The organism is Streptomyces sp. Y20 (assembly GCF_043195475.1).
In the GTDB taxonomy this organism is placed as follows: domain Bacteria; phylum Actinomycetota; class Actinomycetes; order Streptomycetales; family Streptomycetaceae; genus Streptomyces.
Window position 1 is genome coordinate 517796 of sequence record NZ_JBIDDP010000002.1, and the last position, 15141, is coordinate 532936.

The window sequence follows — 15141 nt, forward strand, 5'->3', positions numbered from 1 at the left end:
AACGCACCAGCGTGGACGAACGCACGATCGTATGCGTCCTCGCCCACGACGCCAAGATCGGCATCCCCCTGCTGCGCCTCGCCCTCGAACGGCCTGTCGGTTGCGTGAGGGCGATGGGATCCCGGTGGTGCACCCACGACGAGCGCCTGGGGCTCCTGCACGAGGAGGGCGTCGCGGAAGACGGGCTGGCGGCGGATGCGTTCCCCGATCGGCCTCGCAGCCGGTGGTCACCGGCGGGACGCTACCCGGCACCTGCGCGCACTCGGACATACGAGTGAAGGGTGACGGCGCCCCGTATCGGCCTCTCAGGGGCCCCTCCACGCTGCCAGTATTCCGGCAGGGAACGCGTCGGCGGGGGCGCGGGTGAGGCGGGGTGGGCGTTGAACGGACACGGCACGAACGGCCATGCCGCTCCAGGTGGGGTGGGGCCGGGCATGGCGGACCACCGCATGGCGGGCGGACGCACGGTGGCGGAGAGCCCACCGGGCCGGGAGTGGCGGAGCGACGGGCCGGGCGGCCAACGGCAGAGCGACGGGGCGGCGGCACGTGCGGTGCCCCGGCACGTGGCGTGTGTGATGGACGGCAACGGCCGCTGGGCAGAGCGGCGTTCACTCCCGCGCACGGCGGGCCACCGGGCGGCCGAGGCCACCGTCATCGACATCATCGAGGCGGCCCGGGCCGCCGGCGTCGAGTGGCTCAGCCTGTACGCCTTCTCCACCGAGAACTGGAACCGGCCCAGTGATGAGGTCGACTACCTGATGCGCCTGGTCCGCCGGGTCGTGCGCAAACACGCGCCGCTGCTGCTCGCCCGCGGCATCCGATGCCGCTTCCTCGGGGTGACCGACGCGCGCGTCCCCCTCGGACTCGCACGGGACTTCGAGGACCTGGCGACGCTGACCGGCGAGAACCGGGGGATGACGCTGACCGTGGCCTTCGACCACGGCGGGCGCCGGGACATCGTGGAGGCCGCCCGGTCACTGATCCGCAACGGGATCACCGCGGACGAGGTGACGGAACGGTCCTTCGCCGAGCACCTGCCGTTCCCCGACACCCCGGATGTGGACCTGGTCATCCGCACCTCCGGCGAGCAGCGCATCTCCAACTTCATGCTCTGGAAGGTCGCTTACGCCGAGTGGACCTTCCCCGAGGTGCTCTGGCCGGACTTCCGCGCCCCCGACTTCCTCGCCTGCCTGCACACCTACCGGAGCCGCGACCGCCGCTTCGGCGGCCTACCGACCCGGACGAACGGAGACTCACGATGACGACGGACACGACCGGCGTGCCCCGCATGGACACCACGCCACCGGATGACGGATCTTCCCTGTTCAGTCCGGACTCACAGTTTCACGCGTTCTTCGACGACCCGCGCTGGGCGCTCGCCATGATCCGCGCGACCGTGCTGGAGGCGGCCCATCCACAGATCGGAGCCGCCCTCGCCGACAACTCCACCTTCGTCGCCCACCCCTGGCGCCGGCTCCGCAACACCTTCCTCAGCATGCGACGCATGTTCGGCGCCGACCCCGCGGTACGCGAACGGGAGGCCGCCCGGCTCAACCGGCTGCACGCCCGCATGAGCGGCTCCGACGCCCGCGGCCGGGCCTATGACGCCATGGACCGCGCGACCCGCGCCTGGGTGGTCGCCACCCTGTTCGAGAGCGCCGTCACCATGTGCCGGCTCAGCGGCCAGCCGCTCGACCAGGACACGATGGAGCGCATGTACGCCGAGTACCGCGCGTTTCTCGCCGCCCTCGACGGGGACGCCGGGGAACTGCCCCGGGAACTGCACGACTTCTGGCAGTACTTCGACCGGGTCGTCGAGAACGAGTTGGAGAACACCGAGGCGGCCCGCGTCATCCTCTACCGGCTCTTCGACCACCTGCCCGCCCCGGCTCTCCTCGACGGCGCGCCGACGCTGTGGGCGGCAGGCCGGGCCGTCGCCGGACCGCTCCTCGGCGCCATCACCGTCGCCTCGCTCCCCGAGCCGTACCGTCGCCGGGCCGGCCTACCGGAGATGCCCGGCACCCGGACCCTCATGCAGGGTGCCTACCTCGCCGCCGGACTGGCCCGCTTCCTGCCCGAGGGCTGGCTCGACGCCGAGAGCGTCATCGAACTCCTCTCGCTCTCGCCCGGGAGCGACGACCCCCGCGCCCGGACCGTGGCCGCTCTGCGCGGCAGAATGAAGCGGGCCTCGGCCCTGCTCCGCCTCCTCACCCCGCTGAGCGGCGGACCCGATCCGGACCCGGCGTCCGCGACGCGCCCGGAGGAGGGCCGGCGCTCGGCGGAGGAGTTCTTCCGCCAGGTGCTGGACCAGACCGGTGACGGCCACCTCGACTGGCCGGACCTCGCCGCCATGGCCCGCGAACTCTCCACCCGCCTCGACCTGGACGAACCCGAGGAAACCCGGCTCTACGACGCCTTCGCCGCCTGGTGGCGCGAACTCCAGGCCGCTCTCGACACGGACGGCGACGGCCGCGTCAGTGCCGATGAGTACGCCGCCGCCGTCCCCTCCCTCGCCGGACCCGCGCTCATCCGCGTCGCCGAGGTGCTCTTCGACGCCACCGACACGGACGGCAACGGGATCATCGACGCGGACGAGTACCGCGTCCTCTTCCGCACCGCCTTCCACCGCGACCTCGTCACCACCGACGGAGCCTACGGCCGCAGCGCCTTCGTGAACGACTTCCTCTCCTTCATGTCCGCCCGCCGCACGAGCACCCCGTACGCCCCCCTCCTTGCGGACGGTTAGCAAGCGTTCATGCAGCGCAGGAGGCGATGAGGACGCCGTGGCCCGAGCCACCCGCATCATCCTGAGCCGGCCCAGGGCCTCGAGCTAACTCACAGCCCTGGAGGCAGAGACGCTGTTGCCGCTTCCGCCAACCCCTCAGCCGCGGTGGATACCGCCGCCACTGCCCGGCCGCGCTCCCGACCTCACCGCGGCCCGCGCCCACCGGATCATCCTGATCTGCGAGTGCCGGGGCCCGTCGGCCGACCGGGCCTGCACAGGCGGCGGTTCCTGGGAACCACAGTGCTCCGGCGCCCGCCGCACGGTGAACTCCGCCGACCCGGCGGGGTTGCCGCAGCCGGCGCTCCGCGCGGGGAAGCTCTGTCATCCTTGCGCCGCGAGAAGAAACCGGCTAAGTTGGTTCGATGGCTGTCGTGTATTTCCCCGAGTTCCGTCTGGGCAAGGTGCTAGCGACCAGCTTCACGGCGACCCTGTCGGAGCGTTGCGGCGAGGCACTGGAGCGCATTCCTGTGCCATCCCGGCTTGTGGACTGGTTGGCAGTCAATGGGCTCGCGGTCGACTCCTGCACCCAGTCCCAGCTCGACCGCGCTCGAGAACTACGGGAATGCATTCACGCAGCCGCTACCGCCGTCGCGAACCAGAATCCGCTTCCCCCTTCAGCCGTCCAGGTCATCAATGACTGCAGTGCTCACGGCCTGGCCTCGGCGATCCTGACGGCCGACGGCAGGCGCGAGTGGCGGCTGCGTTCTGCCTCTGTAGAAGATGCGCTCAGCGTGATCGCCGCCGATGCGATCAGCCTCCTTGCGGGAGAACGAGAAGGAAAGATTTCCTTGTGCGCGTCACCCACGTGTCGAGCCGCTTTCTTCGACACGAGCCGAGGCTGCACCCGCAGATGGTGCGACATGAATACGTGTGGCAATCGTGAGAAAAAGGCGCGCTTCCTCGCCAACAAGCGCAAAAACGCAAGCCTTGCCGGCTGACCGACATCCCTTGTGCGCCGTGACTTCTACGGCGATGACAGCACGATCGTCTTCGGTGGGGTCGATGCTGTCCACGTCGGCGCCGGGTTGGCGGCACTGCTTGCCGGAGCGGCCCGCGACACGGTGGCCGCCTACACCTCGGGTTCGCGATCGCTGGTCCTTGTGACTTCGTGGCGGCACTCCCCGTAGTCTCGCAACCGCACGCCGTTCAAAAGGGCGTCCGCTTCGCCGCACCCGCGAAGCCAGGCGATTACATCGAGGCACACGGGCGGCTGGTACGACAGACCAGGCTGCGCCGGGTGGTCGAGCTCCAGGCATGCGAAGTCCTCAGCGCCCGCACAGGAGCCGGCGAGAGTGCCGCCGATGTCCTCGATGCGCCCGAGCTCGTGTGCACGGCCACCGCCACCACTGTCGCCCCCTACCGCAGGACGGACAGGGCGACCGCCCTCAATCCCGTTGGCGAGTAGGCCTGATGGCCCGCACGGCGCAGCTGCTGATGGCGCAGAAATGCGCTCCAGCGCCCTGCCGCAACACTCTGTCGGAGCCGACCTGAAACTGGCCGCCAGCACGTTGCCAATGCGGAGCTCGGGGAAATGCCAGACGGGTGTGGAACCAGCTTGGCCGGTTGCTCACCGAAGCGCGGACATGGTAGAACCGCCTTACGTGGTTCTACGTCGACTCGGAGATCTCATGACACCCTCCAAGGTCAGCATCGGGTGCCCGACCACCGGCTGCGGCAACCCGGTGCGGAGTGATCGCTACCAGCACCGCAGATCTCTCGCACGCCACGCCAGGGCCGGAGGTTATTGACGGTGGTCGATGTGACGGTACTGCCGGGCTACATCGCAGTGATCCTGCTTTTCCTCGGGCCGCCCGGGCCGGATATGGCTTACATGCTCGCGGTGGGTCTCGAAGGCGGTCGCCGGGCCGCACTGAAGGCCATCCTCGGCATCGCGACCGGCATGAGTGTCTACGCCGCCGCCGTCGTTGCCGGTATAGGAAAGATCGCCCAATCGCACCCATTAATACTTGACGCGGTCAGAATTTTAGGTGCAGCGTATCTGCTGTGGTTGGCATACGTGACAATGCGACATGCGCGTCGTGCGATCAGTGGGCACGGCGGCATCACGACAGGTCGATGGTATCTGCGGGGCATGTTTGTCAGCCTGACGAATCCGAAGATCATTCTGTTTTTCCTCGCAGTGCTCCCGCAGTTCATCGGAAGTGCGAAAAATCCAGGATTGCAGATGGCAATTCTTGGTGCGATTGACATTCTGATGGAAGTGATTCTTTATGGATCCATCGGGGTGTTGTCGGGATTTTTTCACGCCCGCCTCGTCGACTCGACGAAAGCGACGGCTGTGCTCAACTACATCGCGTGCGCGGTGTATGTTGTGCTGGCGGTGACGATCTTCGCCGAGATCCTACTGGCGTAACCGTTTTCAGTGGCGTCCGTCAATGGTCGCGCGGCGCCGGTCAATGGCCGCGCGGACATGTCTTCGAGCTCTACGACTGACGGTCGGACTGACGGCACGTAATCCTGCCGCCCGTGCGGCTGGTGTGATCACAGCGTCTGAGCCGTCCTGGACACGTCCGTTCAGTACCTTCGGTGATCCGCCGATCAACAGGTCGTCCTCGATGCCGACACTCGTCCGGTGGACGACCGGCTGTGCCTGCAGGGGATCCTGTTCGTGCTGTACACCGGCATGACCTGGCAGCAGCTGCCGCTGGAGCTGGGCTTCGGCTCTGGCCAGACCTGCTGGCGGCGGCTCGGCCGCTGGCAGGAGGCCGGGGTCGGCCCCTCGCCCGGGGAGGGCGAGGGGCGCGGCCCGGGCGGGTCGTCTCGCGGCTTCGTGGGGAAGAAGCCGCGAGACGTCGGTCAACGACCGCCTGTGGCCGTCCGGTCGGCGGTCAGGCGGAGGTCGTCCACCGCTGCTCGGCGCCGCCGTAGCAGGGCCACTGGACGACCGGGGCGCCCGGCGTCGTGCTCGAGGCGCCGACCGCGGCGCACAGGCCGCTCGCCCGGTTCCGCATCTGGGCGAAGCCCGTGTCCGGGTTCCGGTCGAAGTACCAGGTCTGCTCCGCCCCCTTGTCGCAGCCGTACTGGATCAGCTGGACGCCGGCGTTCGGCGAACTCGCCGGATCAGCCAGGCACTTGCCGCTGTTCTTGTTCACGACCTCGTAGCCGCCGCCGGAGTTCGGCATGGGGTAGAGGCCCCAGTACTGCTCGGCGCCGCCGTAACAGGACCACTGGATGATCCCGGCGCCGCCCGCCGTGCTCCCGGCGCCGACGGACAGGCAGTGCTGGCTGTGGTAGTTCCAGAGCTCCACGATCTCCCCGTCCTTGAGCGAGGAGGACGCGATCGCGGTCGGTGCCGATGCCGATGCCGAGGCCGGCGTCACCCCCGCCGCGAACGCGATCGCGGCGGCGAGCCCCACGGCCCCCGCGCTGAGCTTCCTCCGGGCACGTGCCGCTGCGTTCATGCGTGTTCCCTCCGTGTCGAGACGTGCTGTTCACCGGGCGCCAGCGCCGACGGCGTCGGAGGCGTCACGCGGTCCGGATGTCCCACCACTGCTGGGACTGGAAGTTCTTGCCCCACAGCTGGGCCTGGGCGCCGTTGCCGGGGACGTTGGTGTCGCGGTCCAGCACGGTGTTGTTGCCGTTGTTGAAGCGGACGTTGTAGATGGCCAGGTCCCCGGAGGGGTGGTACCACTGCTGCTGGGTGGTGCCGTTGCACTGCCACAGCTGCACCCGGGTGCCGTTGGCGCCGCCGCCGTTGGTGTCGGCGTCCAGGCACATGCCCGGGAACCGCACGCTTCGCAGGCTGCCGTCGGTGGACAGCAGCCACTCTTGCTGGGTGGTGCCGTTGCACCCCCACACCTGGATCTTGGTGCCGTTGCCGCCGGCGGTGGCGTCGGCGTCCAGGCACTGGCCCGGGGTCGCCCGGTACAGGCTGTAGATCCGGACGTAGATGCCCGCGGTGAGGGAGCCCGCCCGGGCGCCGGGCGCCTGGCCCTGCTCCCAGGCCACGTGGTGGGCGGCGGGCTCCGCGGCCTGGGCGGATGTCGCGCCTGTGGCACCGACGGTGAGGGCTGCCACGGCGGTCGCGACGGCGGCCAGCTTCTTGTGAACGATCACGGGTTCTGGATTCCTTTCGGGGCCGGTCTGTGCGGTGAATCCAGGAAAAGCCACGCCGATTGACCGGTCGAATGATTCGATTTCTTTCGAAGGGACTGGCGAAGGGGGAACGCGTGTGATCCGGATCCGCCTGGGCGCCCGGGGGCTGGGGGGCGTGAGGTTCGCGGTTTCACCGGTGGGCTCGGCCAAGGACCTGCTCCGCGTCGTCGGCTTCAGCCCAGGCACCCTGACCCCGCCCTGGCCGACCAGGGCCACGGACGCGCTGACCCGGCACCGGCTCGGGCTGCTGGCCGTGGTCGGCGGGGGAGGCCCCCTCGGTTACGCCCCGGACTTCCTGCGGCCGGAACCCCCGGCCTTCCTGACCGACATCGACACCGCGCTGCACCAGATCGCGACGACCCCGCGGGAACGGATCCGCTACGAGCTGGCCGGGGCCGTCAACGGCCACTCCTGGGACCTCGGTTCCGGCCACCCGGCGCCGCGGCAGCTCTTGCAAGCCCTCGACCGGGGGGAGGACCACTTCGCGCGCCGCCTCGCCGACGAGATGGCGCGGTTCTGGCACGCGGCGCTGAAGCCCTCGTGGCCGGCCATCCGGGCCCGACTGGAAGCCGACGTCACCGCCCGGGCCTCCGAGATCGCCCAGTACGGGCTCGCCGAGGCCCTCAACCGGCTGGCCCCGAACCTGGAATGGCGCGACGGCGAACTGCTCGTCCACCTCCGCACGGACAGCATCCACCGGCTGACGCTGGACGCGGAAGCGGTGATCCTCACGCCGAGCGTCTTCGTCGACTGGGCCCTCTTCTGCGCCGGGGAATCGCCCGGGACGCCGGCGCCGCGCACTCCGCTCATCGTCTATCCCGCCGCGCAGGTCGACTGTCTTCCGCCCGCCCAGGACCACCCGCTGATCGGGGCGATGCGGCGAAAGCTCCTGGCCGAGCTGAGCCAACCGCGTTCCACGACGGAGATCGCCCAGCGGCTCTACCTGAGTCCGGCCACCGTCTCCTACCACCTGCAGATCCTCCACCGGGCCGGGCTCGTCACCCGTGCCCGACGGTCCCGGCACGTGCTCTACCAGCGGCTCGGGGGAGCGGTATAGGCGTACCAGCCGCGCCCCTCGCCCGGGAGGGGCGGGGGCGGGCCGCACCCGGGCGAGGGAGGGGGTACCTGTCGGGACGGCTGCTACGAGGTCCAGTCGACGGGGGTCATGGCCCCGTCGAAGTCCTGGATGATCCTGGAGATGCAGCTGCCGCTGGAGCTGGGCTTCGGCTCTCGCCAGACCTGCTGGCGGCGGCTCGGCCGCTGGCAGGAGGCCGGGGTGTTCGAGGCCCTGCACCGCGTACTCCTGGCGGAGTTGAACGCCGCCGGCCTGATCGACTGGACCCGGGCCTGCGTGGACGCCTCCCACGTACGCGCGAAAAAGGGGGCGAGGCGACCGGCCCATCGCCGGTCGACCGGCGCAAGACCGGTAGCAAGCACCACCTGATCAGCGACGGCAGCGGTATCCCGTTCCACGTGATCACCACCGCGGCCCGACGTCAACGACGTCACCCAGACCCTCGCCTTGGTCGACGGCATCCCACCGGTCACCGGCCACGTCGGCCACCCCCGCAAGCGCCCGGACGCGCTCCTCGGAGACAAGGGCTACGACAGCAACCCCAACCGCCGAGAGCTACGCAAGCGCCGGATCCTGCCGGTCATCTCCCACCGTGGCGAGCGCGACATCATCGGCCTCGGAAAGCTCCGCTACGTCGTTGAGCAGACCTTCGCCCAACTCCACCAGTTCAAGCGCCTCGCCGTCAGATGGGAACGACGCCTCGACCTCCACAACGCCTTCGTCTCACTCGCCTGCGGCCTCATCTGCTGGCGACGCCTCAACCGACAGACGCAGTGATCGTCTTACGAGTTCTACGCGCCGCTTCCTGCACATCCTCGAGGTACTGGCATCTTCCTTCCCACAAGTTCGCATCAAGGTGATCTACGCGAACAAGGCCGCTGTTCATGGTGGGGTGCGCGAGGACGGATCTGCTGCTGCCGGTCCTGCTGAGCGCGGGACAGGGGCCTGGACCTGCCCGGCGGCTGGCTACGGTTCCAGGAATTCAAGCGCCCGCGGGACGAATCTGTCGTGGTACTGGAAGATCCCACCGTGTCCGGCGTCGGGGTAGAGGGGTTCGAGTTCGCCCTGGGGCAGCCGGGCCGCCAGGTCGATGGAGTTGACACTCGGGACCATCCGGTCGCTCTCGCCGTTGGCCACCAGGACCGGTTGACGGATGAGGGACAGATCGGCCGGCGCCTGAAGGCCCCAGCGATGGATCGCCTTCAACTGGCCGCGGAACGACGAGAGCGAAATGGCTTTGTCGACCTTCTGGCCCGGCTGCACGCGTGCCCGCTCGACCAGTGCCTGCCATGCGGTCAGGGCGACCAGGGGGAGGGAGGCGGCCTCGGTCATGGTGAGGGTGGCGGGTTTGGGTGCCAGGTCGTCCTGGTGGACGGCGATGAGTTCGGCGAAGGTACCGATGCGGTCGTTGTCGGGCCGGGAGTAGACCTCGTCGCCCACCGCGAAGCGGGTGACGGACGGGCCGACGCGGACCACCGTCCCGGCGAGGTCGTTGCCCAGAACGAGCGGGAGACGGTAGGGCATGAACGCCTTGAAGTCTCCGCTGCGGATCCTGAGGTCCAGCGGGTTGACGCCCGCCGCGTGGATCTTGACCAGGACGTCGTCGGCGCCTACCTGCGGGTCGGGGAGCTCGGCGGCGCGCATCCCGGCTCGGTCGCCGTACTTCTCGACCATGAAGGCCCTCATCGTCGTCTCCGTTCTGTGTTCCGTCCTTGAGGGGGCGGGGTCTGCGCTCGTCCGGCCGTCGACCAGTACGAGATGGTTCGGGTTGTTTCTCCGGCTGCGGCTCGGGCGTGCTGGGTCCTCAGCCGCGCTCACCCATCAGGCGACCGGTACGACCGGGGCGGGGGCGCGGTCGGCGGCGCCTCCCTGGAGGCGGTCCGGTGAGGCGGCGGTTCCCTCGTGGGGTGCGCCGAGCGGCACCGCGCCGACCTCGGACAGGCGGGTGTACTGCTCGTCGGTCAGCTGGACGTCGAGTGCGCCGAGGTAGCTGTCGAGCTGGGAGAGATTGCGCGGGCCGATGATCGGGACGAGCGTGGCCACGGACCGCGCGGCGCGCTCGCGCACCCAGGCCACCGCCACCTGGGCGGGCGTCACGCCGCTCTCCTCGGCGATCGCCAGGACGGTGTCGACGACGGCGGTCTTCTGACCGGAGCTCTCGGTGTGTATGACCATGCCCAGGTCACTCAGGCGTCCCGCGGTGGAGCTGCGGTATTCGCCGGTGAGCAGTCCGCCGCCGAGCGGGGACCGCAGGGCGGCGCCGAACGCCGCTTCGGCACACACTCGCCGCCGACGCCTCGCCCGCCCCCAGCCGCACCACCGTCAACTCGGCCACCCGAGAAGCGGTTCTTCCCCTCACTCTCGAGCCACGGCCTTCTCGGCCTGGAGCGCATCGAACAACGACTCCACCGGCATCGCCCCTCTCGTCGAGGAGAGACCGGCCCGCCCACCCGCCGATCGGTATCTCCCCAGGTCAGGGCATCCCTCGAAACGATCCGCACCCGGTCGGGAACGCCGCCACCACGGCTCACGGGCCGTACGGCTACCCAGATCGGCTACCCGGATCGGGATGCCTTCCGATGCTCCGTTGTAGCCAGTCGAACGATCTTCCGCTGACCGCAATTGCATCGCGAAGATTGAACCGCCCAATCGGATAACGTCGATGTTGGCGAAATCAAAGGAAGTCCCATGAGTCTGCCCGGGCCCTGGTGGAGTGCAAGTCAAAGTTATGTCTCGGAGATCCTCTCGCTGCTCGCAGCCGCGCCGGATCGAGATGTCGTTCATTGGCGTGGCGAAGCCTTCTCGGGTGGCGACCTGATTCGGTCCGTGACTGAAACGTTCCTTGCGCTGCGCAACCGCGGAGTGGGCAAGGGGGACGTAGTAGCGATTCTGGTCGCGCCCAACAGCCCTGAGATGCTCACCGTGCGGTACGCGACACATCTGCTCGGCGGCGCCGTGTGCTATGCGCGGACCACTAATCCCGGTACCAGGACAACGATCCTTCCGCTGGATCACCAGATCCAGATCCTGCGCGAAACCGAAGCCGTAACCATCTATGCCGATGCCGAAGGTTCGGAGCGCGCGACAGAACTCGCTGAAGGCAGCGGGATCGCTGTCACGCGACGTGAGCACGGGGCACGCGACGAGGTCGGCGAGGTCGATCTCGCCGATACCCCGGATGCCGTTTCATGGGACCCGGATGCGCTGGCCTTCATCGGCTTCACGAGTGGCAGCACGGGACGGCCCAAGGGCATCCGTTTGTCGGGCCGCGCATGGGAAGCCACCATGCGTGCATGGATGGAGGTCGGTCGTGAATACGACTGCGCGTCGATCCTGGTGTCGACCCCGCTGAGTCATGGCGTCGCCGCGATGGCGGACGCAGTCTTCGCCTTGGACGGAACGCTCTATCTCCATGAGAGCTTCGACGCCGAGGAATTCGTGGACACGGTCTCCGCAGAGAAGGAAGTCTCGTGGACGTTCATGGCGACGAACCACGTGTTCCAAGTCATCGACCATCTGGGCGAGCGAGGAATCCGTGACAGGGAGGCCCTGGAAGCTGCGGGCCTGTCTTCGCTGAAGCGGATCGTCTACGGCGGCAGCCCCGCGGCGCCCGCCCGTCTCGCGCAGGCTTTCCGGCTCTTCGGCCCTGCTCTGGCGCAGGGGTATGCCACGAGTGAGAGCGGTCGGATCACGATCCTGACGCCTCAGGAGCACGGCGACCCGGAGCTCGCGGCCACTGTCGGCCGGCCCTTCCCCGAGGTCGAGGTCGTCGTCTGCAACTCGAATTCGGGCGCGCAGCTGGCGGTGGGGGAAACCGGCGAGGTTCGTGTCCGCTCGCCTCAGATGATGGACGGCTACAACGGCAACCCGGAGTTGACTGCACAAGTTCTTCGTGACGGCTGGTATTTCACCGGAGACATCGGCCGACTCGACGAGCGAGGCTATCTGACTCTCCTGGGCCGCGTCGCCCACCTCATCAAGGTCGGCGGCGTCAAGGTTCATCCCATAGTTCTCGAGGCGGAGATCCTTTCCTGCCCGGGTGTCCGGCACGCCGCTGTCTACGGTGTGCAGGACGAGGACGGAAGCGATCACATCCATGCCGCAATCGAATGCGATCCGGCCGAGGTGGTCGACGTGGAAGGCATCCGCGCGAGGATTGCTGAGACGCTTTCCCCGATTCACGTGCCCGAGAAAATACATGTGTTGAGCGCACTGCCGATGAACAGCAACGGCAAGCCCGACAAGGTGCTGCTGAAGTCGCAATATTCCTAGCGCAGACCTTTCGGTTCGCAGGTCCATCCAAACCGCTACGTCGAGAAGGCGAGTGAATGAACGTTCACCTGGCGTCATATCTGAGTGGGAACACCGCTGACGATCTTGCTGGCAGCAAGCGCGAGTTCCTGGAGATCGGCCGTCGGTCCGGTCAATACCCCCTGGCCAGTGCGCGGCGTGATGGGGTGGACTCGGAAGTAAGTGTCTGGTGTAGCAACGACTATCTGGGAATGGGCCAGAACCGCCAGGCCATCGCGGCCATGCATGATGCGCTTGATACTCATGGCGTGGGCTCCGGAGGTTCCCGGAACATCGGTGGAACCAACCACTATCACGTCCTTCTCGAGAATGAGCTGGCGGACCTGCACGGCAAGGAATCCGCTCTCCTCTTCACGTCGGGATACACGGCCAACGAGGGATCGCTCTCCGTTCTGGCGGGGCTTCCGAAGGACACCGTTGTGTTTTCCGATGCGAAGAACCACGCCTCGATCATCGACGGTCTCCGACACAGTGGTGCGAAGAAGCATGTATTCAGGCACAACGACGTCGCCCACCTGGAAGAATTGATCGCGGCCGCTCCCGTCGACTGCCCGAAGCTCATCGTCGTGGAATCGGTCTATTCCATGTCGGGCAATGTTGCGCCGCTCGCTGAGATCGCCGACATCGCGGACAAGTACGGTGCCACGACCTTCATCGACGAGGTCCACGCGGTCGGCATGTACGGCCCGCAGGGCGCCGGCATCGCCGCGCGCGAAGGCATAGCCGATCGGTTCACGGTCGTGATGGGGACCTTGGCCAAGGGATTCGGAACGGTCGGCGGCTACATCGCGGGCCCGGCGGCCCTCGTGGACGCGGTGCGGACCTATTCGCGCTCGTTCGTCTTCACCACCTCGCTGCCGCCGGCGGTCGCGGCCGGTTCGCTGGCGTCGGTTCAGTACCTGCGGTCCTCCGATGTCGAGCGAAAGCTTCTTTCGGAGAACGCGCGGCTTCTGCACAGCCTTCTGATCTCGGCCGACATCCCGTTCATTTCGACGGACTCCCACATCGTCGCGGCCTTCGTCGGTGAGGACGACCTGTGCAAGCGGGCGTCCCAGCTGATGTTCGAGCGGCACGGGATCTACGTCCAGTCCATCAACGCCCCCAGCGTTCCCGCGGGCGAGGAGATCCTGCGCATCGCTCCGTCCGCCGTGCACGATCAGAGTGATGTCGAGGGATTCGCCCGGGCCCTCCATGGCATCTGGCAGGAACTGAACATCCCGACCGCGAGTGCCCGGGACTGGTCCACGTCCGAGCTCCGCGGTGGCAGCGCCCGCACCGCCGCGGAAGACGGACTGCTGTAGCGATGACCATGTCAGTTGCCGGAGTACTGGCTGACACAGCGACGCAGCGACCTGACCACTCGGCCTTGATCCACGAGTCCGAGCACTTCACCTACGGGTGGCTGTGGGAACAGGCGCGTCGCTACGCCTCCGTGCTGCGGGCCAATGGGGTACGGCCGGGCGACCGGGTCGTGATGCTCCTGGTCGACACCCCGCAGTTTCCCGCCGTGTATTTCGGTGTGCTGGCGGCCGGCGCCGTCGCGATCCCGCTGAACGTCATGTCGACGGCGTCGGAGATACATCACGTACTGACCGATGCGGACGCCCCCTTTCTGGTCTGCGCCGCCTCGTTGCTCCCCCGGGCGAGGGAGGCGGCCGAGCCGCTCGGCGTGGTGCTCCTCTCCGTCGGCCCGGGCCCCGCGGGCACGGTCGACCTGGAGAGCGCGGCACGGGACACGGCGCCGATCGACGATTCCGCGGTGCGGGAAGCCGATGATGTCGCGGTCGTGTTCTACACGTCCGGCACGACGGGAAAGCCCAAAGGGGTGATGCTCACCCACCGGAACATTCTGTACAACGTCGAGAGGATGGTCACCACTCCGTACATGTTCCGGAGTGACGACGTACTGCTCGGATGTCTGCCGCTGTCGCACGGCTTCGGTCAGATTTGCGGCATGCTGACCGGATTCCGCGCCGGTATATCCATTGTCATGATGCCGAGATTCTCCGGGCGAGAGGCCCTCGCGCTGATGAAGAAACACCGATGCACGGTGTTCATGGGCGTGCCGACCATGTATGTCGGGTTGCTCGATGCGGTGGCCCAGGGAGAGCCGGCTCCTCGACTCGACCGCGTGTACAGCGGGGGATCGGCGCTTCCGGGCAAGACCCTCGACGATGTCCGAAGCGTGTTCGGATGTCCCGTGTACGAGGGCTACGGGATGACCGAGACCTCCTGCAGCCTTGCCTATCACTATCCCGGCCTGACTTTTCGACCCGGAACGGTCGGTGTTCCGATCACTGGCATCACCGTCGGCATAGCCCGGCCGAATGCGGACAGGATCGAGCTCCTGCCCGTCGGTGAGGTGGGTGAGATCGTGGCGCGCGGTCCGAACGTCATGGCCGGATATCTCGGTCGCCCGGAGACCACCGCTGAGGTTTTGACCGAGGGATGGTTCCTCACCGGCGACCTCGGCAGGCTCGATGGCGACGGCTACCTTTCGGTCGTAGGCCGTAAGAAGGACTTGATTCTACGTGGCGGTTACAACATATATCCGCGCGAAATCGAGGAGATCCTCGTCGGGCATCCGGCCGTGGCGCAGGTCGCTGTCATCGGTGTTCCGCACCCTGTGCTGGGCGAGGAGGTCTGGGCGATCGTCGTGCCTGCCCGGCCTGAGGACATCACCGCAGGATCGGGTGAAGAGATCGTCGAATGGGCAAAAGAGCGCCTCGCCGCGTATAAGTACCCTCGACGAGTCGAGTTCATCGACGCGCTTCCATTGGGGTCCAGCGGAAAAGTCCTCAAGCGGATGCTCGTCTCGACATACGAGCAGACCGTCGGCTCGTAGCTGAAACAA

The 15141-nt window shown here is 67.7% G+C and carries 13 protein-coding genes and 2 pseudogenes; 11 read left to right on the forward strand and 4 right to left on the reverse strand.

Annotated elements, in window-relative coordinates:
- Nucleotides 1-434 precede the first annotated feature (434 nt).
- The 5 genes and pseudogenes from uppS to ACGFT1_RS07360 form a co-directional block, all read left to right on the forward strand.
- Nucleotides 435-1262: a polyprenyl diphosphate synthase gene (gene uppS, locus ACGFT1_RS07340; RefSeq protein ID WP_373908056.1), complete on the forward strand. Its 828-nt coding sequence runs from the start codon at nucleotides 435-437 to the stop codon at nucleotides 1260-1262.
- Nucleotides 1259-2746, forward strand: a complete 1488-nt coding sequence (locus ACGFT1_RS07345; protein WP_373908057.1) for an oxygenase MpaB family protein — start codon at nucleotides 1259-1261, stop codon at nucleotides 2744-2746. Before uppS ends, ACGFT1_RS07345 begins: the two co-directional genes overlap by 4 nt.
- A gap of 401 nt (nucleotides 2747-3147) precedes the next feature.
- Nucleotides 3148-3723 (forward strand): ABATE domain-containing protein, encoded by a 576-nt coding sequence (locus tag ACGFT1_RS07350; RefSeq protein WP_373908058.1) that lies wholly within the window; start codon nucleotides 3148-3150, stop codon nucleotides 3721-3723.
- An 812-nt stretch (nucleotides 3724-4535) separates the two neighbouring features.
- Nucleotides 4536-5159 carry a LysE family translocator gene (locus ACGFT1_RS07355; RefSeq protein WP_373908059.1) on the forward strand — a complete coding sequence of 208 codons (624 nt, stop codon included), beginning with the start codon at nucleotides 4536-4538 and terminating at the stop codon, nucleotides 5157-5159.
- 219 nt (nucleotides 5160-5378) lie between these two features.
- Nucleotides 5379-5519: pseudogene (locus tag ACGFT1_RS07360) on the forward strand (transposase); the annotation flags it as partial.
- A 115-nt stretch (nucleotides 5520-5634) separates the two neighbouring features.
- Here ACGFT1_RS07360 and ACGFT1_RS07365 read toward each other — a convergent pair.
- Together ACGFT1_RS07365 and ACGFT1_RS07370 are read right to left on the reverse strand one after the other, a co-directional pair.
- Nucleotides 5635-6207 (reverse strand): RICIN domain-containing protein, encoded by a 573-nt coding sequence (locus ACGFT1_RS07365; protein WP_373908060.1) that lies wholly within the window; start codon nucleotides 6205-6207, stop codon nucleotides 5635-5637.
- Between the two features lie 64 nt (nucleotides 6208-6271).
- Nucleotides 6272-6862, reverse strand: coding sequence for a ricin-type beta-trefoil lectin domain protein (locus ACGFT1_RS07370; protein WP_373908061.1), 591 nt, complete (start codon nucleotides 6860-6862; stop codon nucleotides 6272-6274).
- Between the two features lie 115 nt (nucleotides 6863-6977).
- On the opposite strand from ACGFT1_RS07370, the gene ACGFT1_RS07375 reads away from it, so the two are divergent.
- The 3 genes and pseudogenes from ACGFT1_RS07375 to ACGFT1_RS07385 form a co-directional block, all read left to right on the forward strand.
- Nucleotides 6978-7958 carry an ArsR/SmtB family transcription factor gene (locus ACGFT1_RS07375; protein ID WP_373908062.1) on the forward strand — a complete coding sequence of 327 codons (981 nt, stop codon included), beginning with the start codon at nucleotides 6978-6980 and terminating at the stop codon, nucleotides 7956-7958.
- 108 nt (nucleotides 7959-8066) lie between these two features.
- Nucleotides 8067-8345 carry a hypothetical protein gene (locus tag ACGFT1_RS07380; protein WP_373908063.1) on the forward strand — a complete coding sequence of 93 codons (279 nt, stop codon included), beginning with the start codon at nucleotides 8067-8069 and terminating at the stop codon, nucleotides 8343-8345.
- Between the two features lie 60 nt (nucleotides 8346-8405).
- Nucleotides 8406-8753 (forward strand): annotated as a pseudogene (locus tag ACGFT1_RS07385) (transposase); the annotation flags it as partial.
- A gap of 189 nt (nucleotides 8754-8942) precedes the next feature.
- Here ACGFT1_RS07385 and ACGFT1_RS07390 read toward each other — a convergent pair.
- Complete coding sequence (locus tag ACGFT1_RS07390) at nucleotides 8943-9662, reverse strand: alcohol dehydrogenase catalytic domain-containing protein (protein ID WP_373908064.1); 720 nt, start codon at nucleotides 9660-9662, stop codon at nucleotides 8943-8945.
- 135 nt (nucleotides 9663-9797) lie between these two features.
- On the reverse strand, nucleotides 9798-10259 hold the full coding sequence (locus ACGFT1_RS07395; RefSeq protein WP_373908065.1) for an aldo/keto reductase: 462 nt from the start codon (nucleotides 10257-10259) through the stop codon (nucleotides 9798-9800).
- 405 nt (nucleotides 10260-10664) lie between these two features.
- Between ACGFT1_RS07395 and ACGFT1_RS07400 the strand changes: the two genes are divergently transcribed.
- Genes ACGFT1_RS07400 through ACGFT1_RS07410 form a run of 3 tightly spaced genes read left to right on the forward strand, consistent with a single transcriptional unit; the run spans nucleotide 10665 to nucleotide 15132 of the window.
- Complete coding sequence (locus ACGFT1_RS07400) at nucleotides 10665-12248, forward strand: class I adenylate-forming enzyme family protein (RefSeq protein WP_373908066.1); 1584 nt, start codon at nucleotides 10665-10667, stop codon at nucleotides 12246-12248.
- Between the two features lie 56 nt (nucleotides 12249-12304).
- Nucleotides 12305-13588 carry a 5-aminolevulinate synthase gene (gene hemA, locus ACGFT1_RS07405; RefSeq protein WP_373908067.1) on the forward strand — a complete coding sequence of 428 codons (1284 nt, stop codon included), beginning with the start codon at nucleotides 12305-12307 and terminating at the stop codon, nucleotides 13586-13588.
- 8 nt (nucleotides 13589-13596) lie between these two features.
- On the forward strand, nucleotides 13597-15132 hold the full coding sequence (locus ACGFT1_RS07410) for a long-chain fatty acid--CoA ligase (protein WP_373908237.1): 1536 nt from the start codon (nucleotides 13597-13599) through the stop codon (nucleotides 15130-15132).
- The last annotated feature ends 9 nt before the right edge of the window (nucleotides 15133-15141 follow it).

What these genes read in the sequence shown, in the direction of transcription:
- uppS (WP_373908056.1), top strand. Translation starts at nt 435, where the DNA reads ATGGCGGACCACCGCATGGCGGGCGGACGCACGGTGGCGGAGAGCCCA.
- ACGFT1_RS07345 (WP_373908057.1), top strand. Translation starts at nt 1,259, where the DNA reads ATGACGACGGACACGACCGGCGTGCCCCGCATGGACACCACGCCACCG.
- ACGFT1_RS07350 (WP_373908058.1), top strand. Translation starts at nt 3,148, where the DNA reads ATGGCTGTCGTGTATTTCCCCGAGTTCCGTCTGGGCAAGGTGCTAGCG.
- ACGFT1_RS07365 (WP_373908060.1), bottom strand. Translation starts at nt 6,207, where the DNA reads ATGAACGCAGCGGCACGTGCCCGGAGGAAGCTCAGCGCGGGGGCCGTG.
- ACGFT1_RS07380 (WP_373908063.1), top strand. Translation starts at nt 8,067, where the DNA reads ATGGCCCCGTCGAAGTCCTGGATGATCCTGGAGATGCAGCTGCCGCTG.
- ACGFT1_RS07390 (WP_373908064.1), bottom strand. Translation starts at nt 9,662, where the DNA reads ATGAGGGCCTTCATGGTCGAGAAGTACGGCGACCGAGCCGGGATGCGC.
- ACGFT1_RS07400 (WP_373908066.1), top strand. Translation starts at nt 10,665, where the DNA reads ATGAGTCTGCCCGGGCCCTGGTGGAGTGCAAGTCAAAGTTATGTCTCG.
- hemA (WP_373908067.1), top strand. Translation starts at nt 12,305, where the DNA reads ATGAACGTTCACCTGGCGTCATATCTGAGTGGGAACACCGCTGACGAT.
- ACGFT1_RS07410 (WP_373908237.1), top strand. Translation starts at nt 13,597, where the DNA reads ATGTCAGTTGCCGGAGTACTGGCTGACACAGCGACGCAGCGACCTGAC.